We start from the raw sequence: 19084 nt of genomic DNA on the forward strand, positions 1-19084 counted from the left end.
ATTTCATTTGCATCGATTGCCAATTTTAATTTACAGCATCATAGTGTTTGCAACGGATTTATTTTAATACTTTTATAAAACCAAACTTCTTTTATTTTTAAAATCCACTAAAATGAATCCCAAAGTTGATGACTTTATAAACAATGCAACAAAATGGCAGCCCGAAATAAAGCAATTACGATTATTGCTGCTCGATTGCGGACTAACCGAAGAATTCAAGTGGCGTATGCCTTGTTACTGTTTTCAGGGAAATAATGTTGTACTTATTGGCAGTTTTAAGGAATTTTGTACACTTAGTTTTTTTAAAGGAATTTTACTCCAAGATAGCAATGGAATTCTTAGTAAACCAGGAGAAAACAGTCAGTCCATGCGTTTTTTTAAATTTACTAATCCGGAAGAAATCACAGAAAATCAATCAATAATCAAAGCTTACATTTATGAAGCCATTGAAATTGAAAAAGCGGGGCTGAAAGTAATTTTCAAAAGTAATACGGAACTTGAACTGGTGGAAGAATTGCAAATTGCTTTTGACAAAAATCCGGATTTAAAAACCGCTTTCAATGCCTTAACACCCGGCCGACAACGCGCGTACAATCTCCATTTTTCCGAGGCTAAACAATCCAAAACCCGCGTAACCCGAATTGAAAAATACACGCAACGTATTCTGAACGGAAAAGGAATCAACGATTGCATTTGTGGAATGTCTAAAAAAATGCCCAGCTGTGACGGTTCACACAAATACATTAGAGAAGAAAACAAATAGCAAGCTAGAAAAAAATTTTTGCTTTTGTAATTATGAGAATGAAACGAAATCAATAGCCCTGATGGAAGCGGCATCTCACGCTTTTTCGCGTGAATACAGCGGACAGCAGGACGGTTCGTTATAGAAAATCCGTTCGTTCTGCTCCTAAAAAATAGAACAGCCAAGCCGTTCATAACTCCTACCGATTTCTTTTTAATACCAATTTCTAAATTCCTAATTTGCGCCCTCAAAATAAGTAGTAAAAATGAAGGTCTGTATTGCCGAAAAACCAAGTGTAGCCCGTGAAATCGCATCCGTTTTGGGAGCCAATACCAAGCACGATGGCTATTTTGAAGGCAATGGTTATCAGGTAACGTACACTTTCGGTCATTTATGCACCTTGAAAGAACCGAACGATTACAAACCGCACTGGAAAAGTTGGGACCTCAACAATTTACCGATGCTACCTGAGAAATTTGAAACTAAAGTGGTGGAGAATTCGGGTATTCAAAAGCAATTCAGAATCATAAAAAGCTTGTTTGACAAAGCTGATTTGGTCATCAACTGCGGGGATGCCGGGCAAGAAGGAGAACTCATTCAGCGCTGGGTCATGAACGAAGCGCAGTACAAAGGCGAGGTAAAACGCTTGTGGATTTCGTCGCTGACCACCGAAGCCATCAAAGAAGGTTTTGAGAACTTAAAACCATCTGCCAACTACGATAATTTATACTATGCGGGATTTTCCAGAGCCATTGGCGACTGGTTACTGGGTATGAATGCCACGCGTTTGTACACTGTAAAACATGGCGGATACAAACAAGTTTTGTCTATTGGAAGGGTGCAAACCCCAACATTGGCAATGGTCGTGGACCGATTCAAAGAAATTGAGAATTTTAAACCGCAACCGTATTGGGAATTACAAACCTTGTATCGAGAGACACTTTTCAGCTATGAAGAAGGCCGCTTTTTGAAAAAGGAAGATGGAGAACTTCTCGCCAATAAAGTCAAGGAAAGTGAATTCGAAATTATTTTTGTCGAAAAAAAGAACGGCAATGAGTTTGCACCAAAACTATTCGATTTAACAGGTTTACAAGTATATTGCAACACGAAATTTGGCTTTACGGCAGACGAAACGCTTAAAATTGTACAGACTTTGTACGAACAAAAAGTAGTCACGTACCCCAGAGTCGATACCACATTTTTACCCAATGATATTTATCCAAAAGTACCGGGGATTCTGAAAAACTTGACGAATTATGCTGCGTTGACGCAACCACTTTTGGAAAAAAAGATAAAAAAATCACCCAAGGTTTTCAACGATAAAAAAGTAACGGATCACCACGCGATTATTCCAACGGGGATTCAAAGTAATTTGCAATACAATCAGCAGCAAGTGTATGATATTATTACAAAGCGATTTATTGCAGTCTTTTATGACGATTGTTTGGTTGCCAATACTACAGTTGTCGGAAAAGCTGCCGACGTTTTATTCAAAACTACCGGAAAAGAAATCTTAAAAAAAGGATTTCGTGTAGTGTTTGAAGATCCTAATACAAAAGAAAAAGAAGCCGACATTTTGCCGAGTTTTGTTGTAGGTGAAAAAGGGCCGCATCAACCTTCGTTTTTAGAAAAGGAAACCAAACCACCTAATCAATTTACGGAAGCAACTTTATTGCGCGCCATGGAAACTGCGGGCAAGCAAGTGGACGATGAGGATTTACGCGAATTGATGAAAGAAAACGGTATTGGTCGTCCATCTACGCGAGCCAATATTATTGAAACGCTTTTTAGACGCCAATACATCGTAAGAAACAAAAAACAGGTTTTGCCTACGCCAACAGGGATTCAACTGATAGATACGATTCAAAATGATTTGGTGAAGTCGGCTGAATTGACGGGTTCTTGGGAAAAGCAGTTGAAAGATATTGAAAAAGGAACGTTTACCGCGGGTTCGTTTATCAAAAACATGAAACACATGGTTGAAACTTTGGTATACGAAGTACGCAGCGAAACCAGACGCGCCAATATTTCGCATGCAGGAAGCGTTCAAACAGAAGTGGCAAAAGTGGAGAAAAAGAAAGCAGCCGGAATTTTGGTGGAAGCCTGTCCGAAATGTAAAAAAGGAACACTTATCAAAGGGAAATCTTCGTTTGGGTGTTCTGATTATAAAACGGGTTGCACGTTTTTATTGCCCTACACTTTTGCAGAGAAAAAAATATCCGAGAATCAATACTTGCGATTGCTTCAAAAAGGTTCTACTGTAAACTTGAAAGACTTTAAAACCAATGCCGGCACTGTGGAAGGTTTACTCCGCTTTGACGAAAATTACCAACTTATTTTAGAACCTAAGAAAACTTTGGCGAAAGCCATTCCGGACGAATTAACCTGTCCGAAATGCCAGAAAGGAACCGTGCTAAAAGGAAAAACGGCTTATGGTTGCAGTCAGTATAAATCAGGCTGTGATTTTAAAGTGACTTTTGATGTAGTTAGAGCGAATTTAAAAGATCAAAAACCTACGAAGGAATTGGTTTATACTATTTTAAAACAAAGTATTTAAGACTATAAACTAAATTTAATTTTCCACCATATAAGTCATACAAGAGCATTGAAGTTAGCTGTAAAAACAACTGCTTAAATTTCCTTATAGGACTTATATAGTAAAGTTTTTAATACCGAAGTTTCGGGAGTGACATTTTAATTATTTGCTTGAAAAAGTATTCAAATGTTTACTCGCTTTGGATATTCCAAATCTAAAAAAGCACGCTATTTTATTTTTTCATAATTTAGCATTTCAAAATAATATCAAAAATTCTATATAATGTTTCAAAAAACGACAGTTCTACTGCTTTTGCTTGCCATAGTTTCCTGCAAAAATTCTGATTCAAACAAAAACGAAAAAATCAAGGCGGCAAGTTGGCTTTTGGGGAATTGGGAAAATAAATCAGACGATGGTACTCTAACCGAATATTGGGAAAAAGTAAACGACAGCACCTTTCAAGCGCAATCCTATTTCATAAAAGAGAAAGATACAGTGCATTTTGAATCTATCGTATTACAACAAAAAGGAGAAAATATGACCTATACTGCAACCGTAAAGGGACAAAATAATGACAAACCTGTTGCTTTCAAATTGACAACCGCAACCGATAAACAAGTATCTTTTGAGAATTTGAAACATGACTACCCTCAAAAAATCAGTTATACCCAAATTACTCCAGACAGTTTAGTGGCTAAAATTTCGGGAATCCAACAAGGAAAACCAAGTTCCGAACAGTTTTCGATGAAAAAAATAAAATAAAATTTAACATTTCTGTTATAATCAAAACCTTGCTCTAAATAAGCAAGGTTTTTTTATGCTGTTAAAATACTGACTTTCAAATTACTGAAAATTATTTTTTGATATTATTTATATTTAGTCTAAATAAGTTTTGTTAAAACAAAAAGCACTATTATATTTGCAATATTATTTTTAATTAATCTAAATAAATGAAGTCGATACATACATTTTACCTGTCCGTTTTATTAATTGGTATAACAGCTAACGCTCAAGAAAAAAAAGAGCAAGAAAAAGATTCTGTTAAAACCCTGAAAGAAGTTATTGTTAACACCAACAAATTCAAGTACAAAAGAGAAAAAAGCACTACGGTTTCTAAAATGCCTTTGAACAATATTGAAAATCCTCAAGTGTACAATACTGTTACCAACGAATTATTGAAAGAGCAATTGGTAACCAATTTTAATGATGCTTTAAAAAATGCAACTGGTATAACGCGTCTTTGGGAATCAACCGGACGTGGTGGTGATGGTGCAGAATATTTTTCTATGAGAGGTTTTGCTGTTCAGGCTACCATGATTAATGGACTTCCGGGAATCAATAATGGAAGTATCGATCCTGCAAATGTGGATAATATTGAAGTAATAAAAGGGCCATCAGGAACCTTATTTGGAAGCAGTTTGATTTCTTACGGAGGTTTAATAAACACTGTGACTAAAAAACCATACTCAACATTTGGTGGAGAAATAAGTTACCTATCAGGATCCTATGGATTAGACCGAATTACAGCCGATGTAAACCTACCTTTAAATAAAGATGTTGCCGTACGAATAAATACTGCATATCAAAAAGAGAATTCGTTTCAAGATGCAGGTTTTGGCAAATCATTTTTCTTTGCGCCTTCGTTGAGTTATAAAGTAAACGATAAACTTTCGTTCTTAATCAATACAGAATTTACTAACAGAAATTCTGCTAATGCGCCCATGCTTTTCTTGAGCAGATATTCTGCTCTATCGTTTAATTCAATCGAATTATTCGAAAGAAATTATAAAAAATCGTTTACTTCAAACGAATTATCAATCAGTAATCCGACGTATAGTTTACAAGCTCAAATGTTTTATAAGTTGTCTGACCAATGGACATCCCAAACCGTATTGTCCAGAAGCAACAGTAAAACCAGCGGATATTATTCGTATTTATTTGATGCTTCAAACGGAAATGATTTCTCTAGATACATCTCTAAAAGAAATGGAGAGACGTTGGCAACTGATATTCAGCAAAATTTCATTGGAGACTTTAAAATTGGGAACTTAAGAAACCGATTGGTCGCAGGTATTGATTATTATAAATCAAATATTATAAACGGAAGCACCGGTTGGTTAGGAAACGGAACTGTTTCCTTAATCGATGGATCAGATACGGGAGACTTGACCCAAGCGGGAGTTGATAATTTATTAGTCGGTTCATTTGAAGGAAACTCAACAGCCGAAGTGGAAGTTATCAGTGCATATGCTTCGGATGTGTTGAATATTACCGATAAATTATCCGCTATGGCAAGTTTGAGAATTGACAACTTCAAATCTAAAACAGCAACCGAAGAAAACAGCCAAGCAGCCGTTTCTCCAAAATTCGGTCTGGTTTATATGTTGATTAAAGATAAAGTTTCTGTTTTTTCAAATTACATGAATGGCTTTGTAAATGTAACGCCACGAGAAGTTTCTGAAGTGGATGGATCAAATCCAAGAATGGAATCTTTTGACCCAGAGCAAGCTAATCAATATGAATTTGGATTAAAAACAAACTTATACAAGGATATTATTTCGGCATCGATTAGCTATTACAACATTGATGTAAAAAATAGAATAATGACTGATACCAATAATATCAACAATTCCATTCAAGGCGGCGAAGTAAACAGTAAAGGAATCGAGGTGAGTTTTACAGCAAATCCTGTCAAAGGATTTAACATCATTGCAGGATTCAGTAATAATAAAAGTGAAGTCACCAAAGATAATCCCGGAGATGGTTATTTAGGTCAAAGACCCGAAGAAGCAGGACCGGAAACCCTAGTTAATTTCTGGGCTAATTACACGTTGACTTCAGGAAAATTAAAAGGTTTCGGAATAGGATTTGGTGGAAATTATGCCAGCGAATACAAAACATTGAACAGAGCGAATATAGGAACCTTTGCCTTACCAAGTTATACCGTTTTAAATTCAGCATTATCGTATTCGAGTGATAAATTCAACCTCTCATTGAAATTAAATAATGCTTTAAACGAAAAATATTATTCAGGATGGTCTACTGTAACACCTCAGCGTTTGAGAAGTGTAACAGCAGGTTTAACCTATAAATTTTAAGTTTCATAATTGGTTTTGTTTCACTAAAATCCTCATTTCGGTGGGGAGTTTTATCCTTTTTAAATGAAAAATAACAACTTCAAAAAAGCAATTCGAAAAATCCATCTTTGGCTTGGTTTGTCCTCTGGTTTAATTGTTTTTATAATCGCCATAACAGGATGTTTGTATGCCTTTCAAGAGGAAATACAGAACATCACAGAAGAATATCGTTTTGTGGAAACGCAAAATAAATCCTTTCTACCTCCATCTCAGCTGGAAATCATCGCACGAAAAGAAGTTCCTAATAAAGTGCTTCATGCCATCAAATACAATAAAAAAAATAATTCTGTTGAAGCTATATTTTTTCATTACGAACCCAGTTATCATTATACAACTTACATGAATCCTTATACAGGAAAAGTGCTGAAAACGATCAATAATGAGGAAGGTTTTTTCCCTTTTATACTAGACGGACATTTCTATCTTTGGATGCCACATGAAATTGGGCAAACAGTTGTGGCATCTGCAACATTGATATTTCTAATCATGTTGATTTCGGGATTAATTCTTTGGTATCCCAAAAATAAAAGTGCCGCCAAACAACGGTTTTGGTTCAAATGGAAAAAAGGTACTAAATGGAAAAGAAAAAATTACGACTTGCATAACATTACTGGTTTTTATGTGCTCATTATCGGGATTATTTTCGCTATTACAGGATTAATATGGGGTTTTCAATGGTTTGCGTATTCGTATTATAAAGTATCCGGTGGTAAAAAGTCATTATTATATGAAGAACCGCTTTCGAAAAAAAACCAGAAAACTACAACTACTTCAACCGTAAAACCATTAGATGCGGTTTGGCTCCAAATGCAAAGAGAATATCCATTGGCCAAATCCATTGAAATTCACCCGCCAGAAACGAATATGTCCACAATAGCAGCAAATGCGAATAGCGACAAAGGAACGTATTGGAAAATTGACTATCGGTATTTTGATCAATACAGCTTGAAAGAGATGCCGGTTTCACATCTTTGGGGCAGGAAAACAGCCGATAAAGTTGCCGATAACCTCCTGAAAATGAATTATGACATTCACACGGGAGCCATATTAGGACTACCCGGAAAAATATTCGCCTTCTTATTTAGTTTACTCATTGCAAGTCTGCCAATATCCGGATGCTACATTTGGTGGGGACGAAATAAAAAAAATAAAAACACAACAACAGTTTAGGCATAAATCGATATAAAAGCAAAATTGAATAATTTAAGGCAATTACATTAAACCTTTCAATTCTTTTTATATTTAAATAGTACAACCAAGCATGAAAAAACAATAAAAATTTTATTTAATGGCCTAAATAATAATTGGAATTATACTATTTATTTTTACATTTGCGTTATTTTTATTTATTCTAAATAACTAAATTAAACAAACACACATCCTCTATTAATAAGAACCTTGATAAAAATTTTATGAAAAAGAATCTTTTTATTTCTTTTGCTTTAGTCGCTACTTTATTAGTTAGTGCGCAGCAAAAAAACACACTTTTGGAGCAATCTTTTTGGAAAACAACACCAGATGTAAATGCAGTTAAAGCAGAAATAGCAAAAGGTAACAGCCCATCTGCATCAACTCCAAATGCTTTTGATGTAACCGTTATGGCTATTAATAATGATGCACCTACAGCAACCATACAATTCTTACTGGAACAACCCGGGAACGAAGTCAATAAATTGACACACGACAATCGTATTTATTTACACTGGGCCGCCAATAAAGGAAATGCAGCAATTGTAGAATACCTTATCAGCAAAGGCTCAGACCTTAATTTAGAAGACAGCAAAGGAGAAACTCCGCTAACTTTTGCGGCAGTTGGAGGTCAAAGCAATACCGCACTGTATGATGCCTTTTTTAAAGCTGGAACTGATCCAAAGAAAAAATATAAAGACGGTGTAAACCTATTATTAATGGCGATTGCATCCGACAAAAACCTGACTCTTACTACCTATTTCACCACCAAAGGAATGTCAATTAAGGACACTGATAGTGATGGAAATACTGCTTTTAACTATGCTGCAAAATCAGGAAACTTGCCATTATTGAAATCCCTGTTAGAAAAAGGAGTAAAATATACTGACAATGCACTGCTGTTTGCAGCACAAGGTTCCCGTAGAGATGTGACTCCTCTTGAAACCTACAAATACTTAGTTGAAGATTTAAAAATCAAGCCAACTGCTACAAGCAAATCGGGTGAAACGGCGCTTCATTTATTGGCAAGCAAAGCCAACCAAACCGAAAATATTACTTACTTTTTATCCAAAGGAGTAGATGCTAATAAAGCCAATAACGAGGAAAATACAGCATTAATGGCAGCAGCTTCGGCTAGAGATGTTGCAGTATTAGAACTGATATTACCAATAGTAAAAAACAACAATGTTCAAAATCTAAAAGGAGAATCGGCATTGACAATGGCTGTAAAAGCAGGAGTTCCTGAGGCTTTAACAGTACTTTTAAACAAAGGAGCTGATGCAAAAGTATTGGACAAAGACGGAAACAATTTAGGATATTACCTGATTCAATCTTACAGACCATCAGGTCGCGGACAAGAGGCAACTACTCAAGATCCTTTTGAAGCCAAAATAAAATTACTTCAAGATAAAGGTTTAAACTTGGCCACTCCTCAAAAAGATGGGAATACATTATATCATTTCGCTGTAATTAAAAACGATTTGGCTTTATTGAAAAAAATCGCCGCTTTAAACATCGATATCAATGCCAAAAACAAAGATGGCTTAACCGCTTTGCACAAAGCTGCTATGATTTCTAAAGACGATACTATCTTGAAATACTTAGTAACTATAGGTGCCAAAAAAGAAATCACTACTGATTTTGATGAAAGTGCGTATGCTTTAGCCAAAGAAAACGAGTCGTTAACAACTAACAAAATAGCTCTAGAATTTTTAAAATAACAGTATGAAATCGCCGTGATACAAAATCACAAACAATAATAAACAATGACGCTACCATATTTCTTAAAAAACAAAATATTATCTCATATGAAATCAATCCTAAAAATTAGTTTATCTATAGCGTTCCTATTCCTTTTGTCCTTTCAAGCGACAGCACAAATAAGTAAATACAAATGCATGCTCCAAATGTCAAACTACATGGGAGAAGGCGCTTATATTGTAGTTTCACTTGTAAACGCTAAAGGCGAATATGTAAAAACATTATACGTAATGGGTGACAATAAAAAATGGTACAAAACCCTTAAAGAATGGCATAAATTCTATTCTAAAAAACCGGAAAATATCAGTGCCAAAACGGGAGCTTCCGTTACTGGTGGCGATCGCAGCATCACCACAATAGAAATTGAAGATGCTAAAATCAACAAAGGATTTAAATTGCGCTTTGAAACTGCAGTTGAAGATCACAAATACCACACCACTGATTTAGAGATTCCACTGACAACTGAAGGAATAGCCGCAAAAACAGAAGGTAAAAACTACATTCGTTACGTAAGATTAAACAAAATATAAAATAAACAGCTATTATTGCTAAAGGGATTTTGGGCGTGACCCTCTCTAAAAAAAGTCGGGTCGGGTCTTCCGTTCCCGCTTTTTTTATAAAGGCAAAAAAGCATTTATAAAAAAGAGCTCCACTTCAACCCCTCACGCAAACGCAGTTATACAACAAACAAAAATATTTAAACAACATTTTTATCCAGTTTCAACTCCTTCCCCTTCGGGGAGGGTTGGGGTGGGGAAACATATAACTTTACAAATGACTCTTTCTTTTTGGCGTTACTCACACTTAGCTTTGGCTGTATTTTCTGCTGCATTTTTAGTATTGGCATCCGTAACTGGTGTCATCCTTGCAGTCGATGCCATACAAGAGAAAGTACCGCCCTACAAAGTAGAAAATTTTGAAAAAATAACTCTTGGAGAAACTTTGCCAATAGTACGCAAAACCTATCCTGAAATAACGGAATTGAGTGTAAACCATAATCAATTTGTTACGCTGCAAGGTATCGACCAGGAAGACAATGATGTCAATGCCTACATTGATGCAAGAACTGGAAAAATACTAGGAACACCAATCAAAAAAAGTGAGTTTATCCAATGGACAACAGCGCTCCATCGTTCTTTATTACTTAAAGAAACCGGGCGTTTTATTGTGGGCTTCATTTCCTTTTTGTTGGTATTGATTTCCATTTCGGGTTTCGCTTTGATACTCAACCGCCAAAGGAGTCTTCGCAGTTTGTTTTCTAAAATTGTAAAAGAAAATTTCGCTCAATATTACCATATATTTTTAGGACGATTATCACTGATTCCTATTCTGATTATTGCACTTTCAGGAACGTATTTGACATTAGAAAAGTTTAATTTTTTCCTTGAAAAAACAGATTCCGAAGAAAAAACCGAAATGGTTGCAAACGCACCTATTTCAAAAAAAGAGGCTACGACTTCTGTTTTTAAGAATACACTTCTTACTGATGTTCAAAAAATTGAATTCCCATTTTCTGATGATCACGAGGAATATTATATCATCACACTAAAAGACCGAGAAATCGAAGTCAACCAAATTACCGGAGCAATTGTAAGTGAAACTCCTTTTCCGCTGCAAACTTTAGCATCGAATTTGAGTCTTGATTTGCATACCGGGAGAGCAAGTATTTTATGGGCGATAATTTTAGGAATCGCGAGTTTGAATATTCTGTTTTTTATCTACTCGGGTTTTGCCATGACGTTAAAACGAAGAGCGAGCCGCATTAAAAATAAATACAAAGCTCAAGAAAGCACCTTCATATTATTGGTTGGTTCTGAAAACGGAAGCACGCTTCTTTTTGCCAATGCGATTCAAAAACAATTGCTGGCCCACGGAGAAAAAGTTTTCCTTACTGAATTGAATAATTATTCGGTTTATCCCAAAGCAAAACATCTTATCGTATTTACTTCAACCCACGGATTAGGTGATGCGCCATCTAATGCGAGCAAATCTATTTCGCTCATCAACAAAACGCAACAACAGCAAAAAATCAATGTTTCAGTAGTAGGTTTTGGGTCGAAAGCATATCCTGATTTTTGCGGTTATGCACAGGAAATTGATGTGTTGTTAGCAAAGCAAAATTGGGCGGAACATTTTTTAGAATTACAAACCGTAAACGACAAATCAGCAGAAGATTTTGTAGATTGGGTAAAATTATGGAGTGCCAAAACTGGAATTCCACTTTCAGCCACTCCATCACTTTACAATGAAGTTCCGAAAGATTTGGAAAAAATGACAGTACTTGATAAAACTGCAATATCTGATACGGAACATACCTTTTTAATGACCTTACGCACTAACAGAAGCACTAAATTTACTTCGGGTGACCTATTGGCTATTTATCCTGCAAACGACAACCAAGAACGCCTCTACTCTATCGGAAACCATAATGGAAATATACAATTAGTGGTGAAATTACATCCTTCAGGGTTAGGTTCCGGCTATTTATATAATGTAGAACCGGGTTCTTTTTTTAAAGCACGAATTATTAAGAACCAGACTTTTCATTTTCCGAAAAAAGCCTCTAAAGTAGCGCTGATTTCAAATGGAACAGGAATTGCTCCGTTCCTGGGAATGATAGAACAAAACAAGAAAAAAACCGAAATTCATTTGTATTGCGGTTTTCGAAAAGCAACTGAAACTGTTTTAGGATATGAAAAATTTGCTGCTGAAATGATTCAGAAACAGCAACTACAAAGTTTTCATTTGGCTTTATCCCGTGAAGAAAACCATAATTATGTTATGGATTTAATTAAACGTGACGCTGATGTTTTCGTGGATTTGCTAACACAAGGAGGGGTTGTAATGATTTGCGGTTCACTTGCGATGCAAAAAGATGTAGAAGCTATTCTTGATGCACTTTGTCTTGACAAAACTGGGAAAGGAATTGCTGACTATAAAGCTAATGGACAAGTGCTGACGGATTGTTACTAAGTCCTCTCCCCTCCCGACCCCGAAGTGTCGGGACGGGACTATCCAAAATAGAGGGAGCCGAAACTAGATTGAAAAATTTAGGATTAATCGATTTTCCTGCAAGGTCTTTTTTGACCTTGTAGTATTTAGATAAAAACGACACCTACAAGGTTTTGGAAACCTTGCAGGATTTAAAATCAAACGCTATGTTAACCAAATACCAAATCATTCTCCTTTTTTTCATTGTCTGCAACTTCACAAGTAGTGCACAAACACTACGAAAAAGAACTACCTTACTTATGGGCGGTCGATTTGACATTTCCATCGTTGACAAAGATTCGTTAGCTGCAGAAAAAAATATTGATGTTGTTATTGAAGAAATTACCCGAATAGAAAATTTAATTTCTGATTGGAAACCGGACTCGCAGGTATCTGAAATAAATCAAAATGCGGGCATTCGTCCGGTGCAAGTGGATAAAGAAGTTTTTGAACTAACGCAAAGAGCGATTCGGTTTTCTGAAGTGACGAATGGCGGTTTTGATATCAGCTTTGCGGCAATGGATAAAATTTGGAAATTTGATGGCTCCATGACAGCGATGCCTTCGGTGGAATCCATTAAAAAATCGGTTGAAAAAGTGGGCTACAAAAATATAATCTTGGATAGCGTACAATCTACCATTTTTCTGAAACTAAAAGGGATGAAAATTGGTTTTGGTGCTTTAGGAGAAGGATATGCTACCGATAAATGCCGAGATATCATGCTTGCAAAAGGCGTTAAAGCGGGAATTATAAACGGATCTGGCGATATGAGTACTTGGGGAAAACAGCCCAATGGAAAACCTTGGAATATTGGAATTACGAATCCCTTTCATCCTGAAAAACTCGTTGCTGTTGTTCCTATAAATAACGGAGCGGTAACTACTTCTGGCAGCTATGAGAAATTTGTTGTTTTTGATGGCAAAAGGTATTCGCATATTATTAATCCGGCAACAGGATTTCCCGCAACAGGCTTGTGTAGCGTGACTGTTTTTGGACCAAATGCTGAAACGGCAAACGGATTGAGTACCTCCTTAATGGTTTTAGGAAAAACAGCTGGACTTCTTTTACTCAATAAATACCCTGAATACAGCTGCATCATGATTTCTGATGATGGAAAAGTTGTGAAATCAAAAAATTTTCGAAAAAAGAAATAAAAGGCAAGGTTTCCACACAGAAATTAGATAACAAAATACAAAACATAGCTACCGAATCTATTGGTGACTAAAAAATGATTTTTTATAAAATGCATTCCCAACTCTCTGCCGAGATTTAAATTCAAAAAAATAGTTCACTTACAAATCGATTTTTGGTCGCTACCTCCCTTTATTTTACCCATCTCTCCTATTAGATTACATCTGCAAATAACCTAAACTCCATATTAGCTTTACGTTTTTATCACTTTATGAGTTTATTAAAAAAGATCTCTTCTAACTCTTATTGACATTAACAGAAATTAACAGAACACACAGTTAGCAATTTTTAAGGCTAGGAACAGAAATTATAAAAGCTAAAACGACACTTTATCCTCGAAAAAGGCATTGAATATTATATTTATTGAAAAAATGAAGATTTTTATTGAAACATAATAAGCTACTAAACAACAACTTATAATTAAATAAAAATATTATTAATATTTAATCTAAATAAGTTTTGTCAAACCAAACTTGGGTTTTATATTTGCATCGTTATTTTTAATTATTCCAAATAAACAATCATGAAATATATTTTACTTCCAACTTTAACACTTTTATTCAGTATTTCTTGTTTCTCACAAGAATCAGCAAATACCTCTGATGATAAAAATTATGATGAAACTATTTCTTCAGAATTTGATACTATAAAAAACAAAAAAGGAGGAATACTTAAAGAAGTTATTATTACAGCCAATAAAGAGAAAAAGCCAGTTTCGGCTTTGCGTTCAGGTTTAAAACCAATGGATACTCCACAAAGTGTACAAGTTATTGGAGCTGAGATTATAGCGCAACAACAAAGTATTCGTTTGAGTGAGGTTCTGAAAAATGCAAATGGTGTATATGTAGGTTCCGCACGAGGTGGCGCTCAGGAATCCTTTTACTCAAGAGGATATGATATGTCAGCCAACAACATGTTTAAAAATGGTTTTCGTTATAATGGAGGATCTATGCCTGAAGTTTCCTCTTTAGATAAAGTAGAATTCTTAAAAGGAAGTGCTGCTTTATTATTTGGAAATGTAGCTCCAGGAGGAATCTTAAATTTGGTTACCAAAACACCTTCTTTTAAAAGTGGTGGAGAAATCACCATGCAAGCAGGAAGTTTTGCTTACTTTAAACCATCGGTTGACTTTTATGGCCCTTTGAATAAACATATTGCATATCGTTTTACAGGTTCTTATGAAAACGCAGAAAGTTTTAGAGATGTAGTCAAAAATGAGCGTCTTTATGTAAATCCATCTTTTCTTTTTAATGTAAGTGATAAAACGCAAATTACAGTACAAGGAGATTACTTGAAAAGCAATTGGACACCAGATTTTGGGACAGGAGTAATTGGTAAAGTAATTGTTGATGTACCACGTAGCAACTATTACGGTGCACTATGGTCAAACGGAAAAACAAAATCAGCAAGTGCTTCGGCATTACTTAATCACAGTTTCAATGAAAACTGGAAATTAAACTTCAATGCTTCTTTTCAAAATTATGATAGAGAATCAAAAGCTACTGAACGTATTGTAATATCACCTACAGCTAATCCTTATGGAAATTTTAATAGGCCATTAGGACAGAATAAGGGTACTGAGCAAATTTTTGGAGATCAACTAAGCATACAAGGAAACTTCAACACTGGAAAAATAAAACATCAATTATTCACAGGTATAGACTTTGAAAACTCTTTTGCTGAGGCATATACCTTTGCCTTTAGTCCTACTAATTATGATACTGTAAATATCTTTACTTTCGACCCTACATCGCAGAGAATGGACGAACCGAACTCTACACTTACTCGAGTAGTAAATACTGATACAAACCGTTTTGGAGTTTATGCACAAGATTTGATTTCATTCACAGAGCAAATTAAGCTTTTAGCAGGTATTCGTTGGTCTTGGCAAGAATCAGAAGTAATCAATAACAGCTTGACAACTCAAGTTCCAATTCGTATAGATGAGGCATTCTCTCCAAAATTTGGATTAGTATACCAACCTACAAAAGAGATGTCTTTGTTTGCAAGCTACTCAAACTCATTTACACCAAATACAGGTACAACAGTTGATTTAAAACCAATAAAACCTTCGATTATTGACCAATATGAAGCAGGTATTAAAAAAGATTTCTGGAGAGGTATTTTGAGTACAAATATTACTGCTTACCAAATTACAAACAGCAATTTAGCACAAACTGCAGAATTTAAAGCGGATGGATCAAACAATACTGATACGACTATAAAAGTCTTGAACGGGGAAACTACAAGCAAAGGAATTGAAATTGACATTACAGCCAGACCAACCGAAGGCTTAAACATCATCGCTGGTTATAGCTACAACGATATGCGTTATACAAAAACATCCGGATTAAACGGAAGCACTATCGAAGGAGATCGTGTGGTAAGAACTCCTGCTAATACTGCTAATTTAAGCTTTTTCTATACCTTGCCTACAGGAGCTTTGAAAGGTGTTTCTTTTGGAGCAATAGGAAATTATATTGGTGACCGTCTTGGAGGTTGGAACAATCTAGTTGTAATTAATCCTACGTCTGGAGTTCAAACCATCAATGACAGAGAAATTCCAATGAGTGGTTATACTACAATCGATGTATCGGCCGGTTACACTTGGAAAAAAATCTCAATCCTATGCAGGTTGTCAAACATTACAAATGAGTTGAATTATACGGTACATGAAAACTACAGTATCAATCCTATTGCACCACGTCAAATATTGACCAGTTTAAAATATAAATTCTAAAACCTACATTTGGTTTTATTTCATCTAAAACTTTTTCTGCCAATTTCATTTTTTTGAAAAGCAGAAAAAGTTTTTGCTATTTTAACGACCTAAAAAAGAGTGTTTTGCAAAAAATAAAAATTATGAAAAAAATAAAATTCAGAAATTTACACCGCGATCTAGGCTATTTTTATATTGGACTCATTGTATCATTTGCCTTCTCTGGGCTTTTGATGAACCACAGAGATGCTTGGCATCCTGAAAAATACACTACTGAAACAAAAGCAATTGAAGTAAAATTGCCTGAAGAAAATAAAATCAATGAAAAATTTTCTGAAGATTTAGGAAAACAATTGGGCATTGATGATAAAATGAGGCGTTACACGGTGAAGAAAGAAGAGTTTAAAATTTCTTTTGAAAACCACGATGTCGAAATTGATATGAAAACCGGAAAAGGAGAAATTATATCTTTTGTAAAAACACCAATCATCAGCCAAGCGATGAAATTGCATAAAAACACTTCAAATTTCTGGATTTATTATTCTGATATTTTTGCAATAAGTTTAATCATCATCGCTTTGACAGGAACAATAATGATCAAAGCCGGAAAATTCAGTTGGAAAAACAGAGGTTGGAAGCTGGCAGTTGCCGGAGTTCTATTCCCTTTAATTTTCTTATTTTTATTGGGATAAAATCCAATTCAACACATAAAATTCAAAAACCTCGTTTAGAAATAAACGGGGTTTTCTACTTTTTACAAAATCGCCATTTTTTCCCTATATTTGATACTATTAATTGATACATAATGACTTAACAAATTTTAAATTATGAAAAAAACATCTATTTTATTTGGAGCTTTATTAATCATGGTATTTTCATCATGTAAAGATGAGAAAAAAAAGGAAGAAGCACGTTTACCTGGACAGTATGATTTGGAAGATTTTTACAATACTAAATCGATAAGTGCATCAGGGTTTAATAACGATGAAACTAAAATTCTAATAAACAATAATACAACTGGAATCTACAATGCGTATGAGTTATCCATCGCTGATACTACTGCTATAGCATTGACAAAATCTACTAAAGAAAGCATTTACACTGTCGATTATTTACCTGGAAGTTCTAAATTCATTTATTCGGCTGATGAAGGAGGAAATGAAAATTCTCATTTATTCCTGATGGATCGTAAAAGTAATAATCCAAAAGATATCACTCCTTGGGCAAATAGCGCCAATAGTTTCAATGGCTGGAGCCAAGACAAAAAAAGTATGTATATAAATAGTAACAAGCGAGACGTAAAGTATTTTGATATTTTAAAATTAGACACTCTAACTTGGAAACCTACCATTTTATACCAAAACGAATCCGGTTTAACCCCATCTATAATTAGTAAAACGGAACGCTATATAGCACTTACCAAAGAAATTACTACAGATAAAAACGAAATGTATTTATACGATAGTAAAACCAAAACAACTAAACGTCTCAGTAACGACAAAGAAGCCAACTGGAGTCCGATGGCTTTTGAAAAAAATGACAGCATTTTTTATTATACCAGTAATGAAGATAAAGAATTCAGTTCGTTACTCAAATACAATATCAATACCAGAAAATCAGAAGAAATATTCAAAGATAAATGGGATATAATGTATATGTCTTTAAGCGAAAAGGAAAAATACCATATTATTTTTGTGAATAGTGACGGAAAAAACAAAGTACTCCTTTTTGAACACGCTACCGGAAAACCGCTAAAATTACCTGACTTTGACGATGGTGATGTCATAAATGTAATCATTTCAAATAGTGAAAATAAATTATTGCTGACAGTAGGAAGCAGTACGAGCTCGCCAAACTTATATCTTTATGATATTCCTACCAAAAAACTAAAACAACTGACTTCCACTCTGAGTAAAAAAATTAATCAGGACGACCTTGCAAAAGCTGAAGTGATTCGTTTCAAATCTTTTGATGGGAAAGAAATTCCGGCTATTTATTATAAGCCTTTACAAGCTTCTAAAAACAATAAAGTTCCTGCATTAATCTGGGTACACGGAGGACCTGGTGGACAAAGCCGCATTGGATATTCAAACACCATACAATATCTTGTTAATAAAGGATATGCAGTTCTAGCAGTAAACAATCGTGGTAGTAGTGGCTATGGAAAAACATTTTACAAAATGGACAATAAAGATCATAGTAACGGAGATCTAAAAGACTGTATTTGGGGCAAAAAATGGCTAACAGAACAGGATTATATTGATCCGAATGCCATTGGTATTTATGGTGGTAGCTATGGAGGATGCATGGTTTTAGGCGCATTAGCATTTCATCCGGAAGAATTTAAAGTAGGCGTGGATTTATTTGGCGTTGCCAATTGGCCTAGAACATTAAAAAGCATTCCTCCTTATTGGGAATCATTCCGTAAAGCATTATATGACGAAATGGGAGATCCTTATACTGCTGATAGTGTTCGATTGAAGAAAATATCACCATTATACAATTACAATAAAATAAACAAGCCGTTACTTGTTTTCCAAGGAGCCAATGATGTAAGGGTATTGCCTATAGAAAGTGATGAAATTGTGGAAGGAGTAAAGAAAAATGGAGTCCCGGTTCAATATGTAGTATATCCAGATGAAGGGCATGGATTTCAAAAAAAGGAAAACCAAATTGCCACAACAAAAACAACGTTACTATTCTTGGATGAATACCTAAAATCAAAGAAATAGAAATAATTAAATTAAAAAAAATCCATCTCGTTATAAATGAGATGGATTTTTTTTAATACAAACCTTTGAGTTTATAATTATAAAGTT

12 protein-coding genes are annotated in these 19084 nt (G+C 34.9%); all 12 read left to right on the forward strand.

Annotation, left to right across the window (positions count from 1 at the left end):
- Positions 1-112 precede the first annotated feature (112 nt).
- The 12 genes from ACNQF8_RS00230 to ACNQF8_RS00285 all read left to right on the forward strand — a co-directional run bounded on the left by ACNQF8_RS00230 (position 113) and on the right by ACNQF8_RS00285 (position 18997).
- Positions 113-763 (forward strand): DUF1801 domain-containing protein, encoded by a 651-nt coding sequence (locus ACNQF8_RS00230; protein WP_417950304.1) that lies wholly within the window; start codon positions 113-115, stop codon positions 761-763.
- 244 nt (positions 764-1007) lie between these two features.
- Positions 1008-3299: a DNA topoisomerase 3 gene (locus ACNQF8_RS00235; RefSeq protein WP_417950305.1), complete on the forward strand. Its 2292-nt coding sequence runs from the start codon at positions 1008-1010 to the stop codon at positions 3297-3299.
- Between the two features lie 261 nt (positions 3300-3560).
- Entirely contained in the window at positions 3561-4040 is a 480-nt protein-coding gene (locus ACNQF8_RS00240) for a DUF6265 family protein (protein ID WP_417950306.1), read from the forward strand.
- 188 nt (positions 4041-4228) lie between these two features.
- Positions 4229-6376 (forward strand): TonB-dependent siderophore receptor, encoded by a 2148-nt coding sequence (locus ACNQF8_RS00245; RefSeq protein ID WP_417953408.1) that lies wholly within the window; start codon positions 4229-4231, stop codon positions 6374-6376.
- Between the two features lie 63 nt (positions 6377-6439).
- On the forward strand, positions 6440-7585 hold the full coding sequence (locus ACNQF8_RS00250) for a PepSY-associated TM helix domain-containing protein (RefSeq protein WP_417953409.1): 1146 nt from the start codon (positions 6440-6442) through the stop codon (positions 7583-7585).
- A gap of 242 nt (positions 7586-7827) precedes the next feature.
- A complete protein-coding gene (locus tag ACNQF8_RS00255; protein ID WP_417953410.1) occupies positions 7828-9324 on the forward strand; it encodes an ankyrin repeat domain-containing protein in 1497 nt (498 codons plus the stop codon).
- Positions 9325-9411: 87 nt separating this feature from the next.
- The gene (locus ACNQF8_RS00260; protein WP_417950310.1) at positions 9412-9894 is read left to right on the forward strand and encodes a DUF2271 domain-containing protein; all 483 of its coding nucleotides are present in this window, start codon (positions 9412-9414) and stop codon (positions 9892-9894) included.
- A gap of 244 nt (positions 9895-10138) precedes the next feature.
- Complete coding sequence (locus ACNQF8_RS00265) at positions 10139-12337, forward strand: PepSY domain-containing protein (protein WP_417950311.1); 2199 nt, start codon at positions 10139-10141, stop codon at positions 12335-12337.
- 185 nt (positions 12338-12522) lie between these two features.
- Positions 12523-13509, forward strand: coding sequence for an FAD:protein FMN transferase (locus ACNQF8_RS00270; protein WP_417953411.1), 987 nt, complete (start codon positions 12523-12525; stop codon positions 13507-13509).
- Positions 13510-14069: 560 nt separating this feature from the next.
- Positions 14070-16286: a TonB-dependent siderophore receptor gene (locus ACNQF8_RS00275; protein ID WP_417950313.1), complete on the forward strand. Its 2217-nt coding sequence runs from the start codon at positions 14070-14072 to the stop codon at positions 16284-16286.
- Between the two features lie 122 nt (positions 16287-16408).
- Positions 16409-16957: a PepSY-associated TM helix domain-containing protein gene (locus ACNQF8_RS00280; RefSeq protein ID WP_315207058.1), complete on the forward strand. Its 549-nt coding sequence runs from the start codon at positions 16409-16411 to the stop codon at positions 16955-16957.
- 135 nt (positions 16958-17092) lie between these two features.
- Positions 17093-18997 (forward strand): alpha/beta fold hydrolase, encoded by a 1905-nt coding sequence (locus tag ACNQF8_RS00285; RefSeq protein WP_417953412.1) that lies wholly within the window; start codon positions 17093-17095, stop codon positions 18995-18997.
- The last annotated feature ends 87 nt before the right edge of the window (positions 18998-19084 follow it).

Origin of the sequence: Flavobacterium labens (assembly GCF_048286755.1) — a bacterium.
GTDB lineage: Bacteria > Bacteroidota > Bacteroidia > Flavobacteriales > Flavobacteriaceae > Flavobacterium.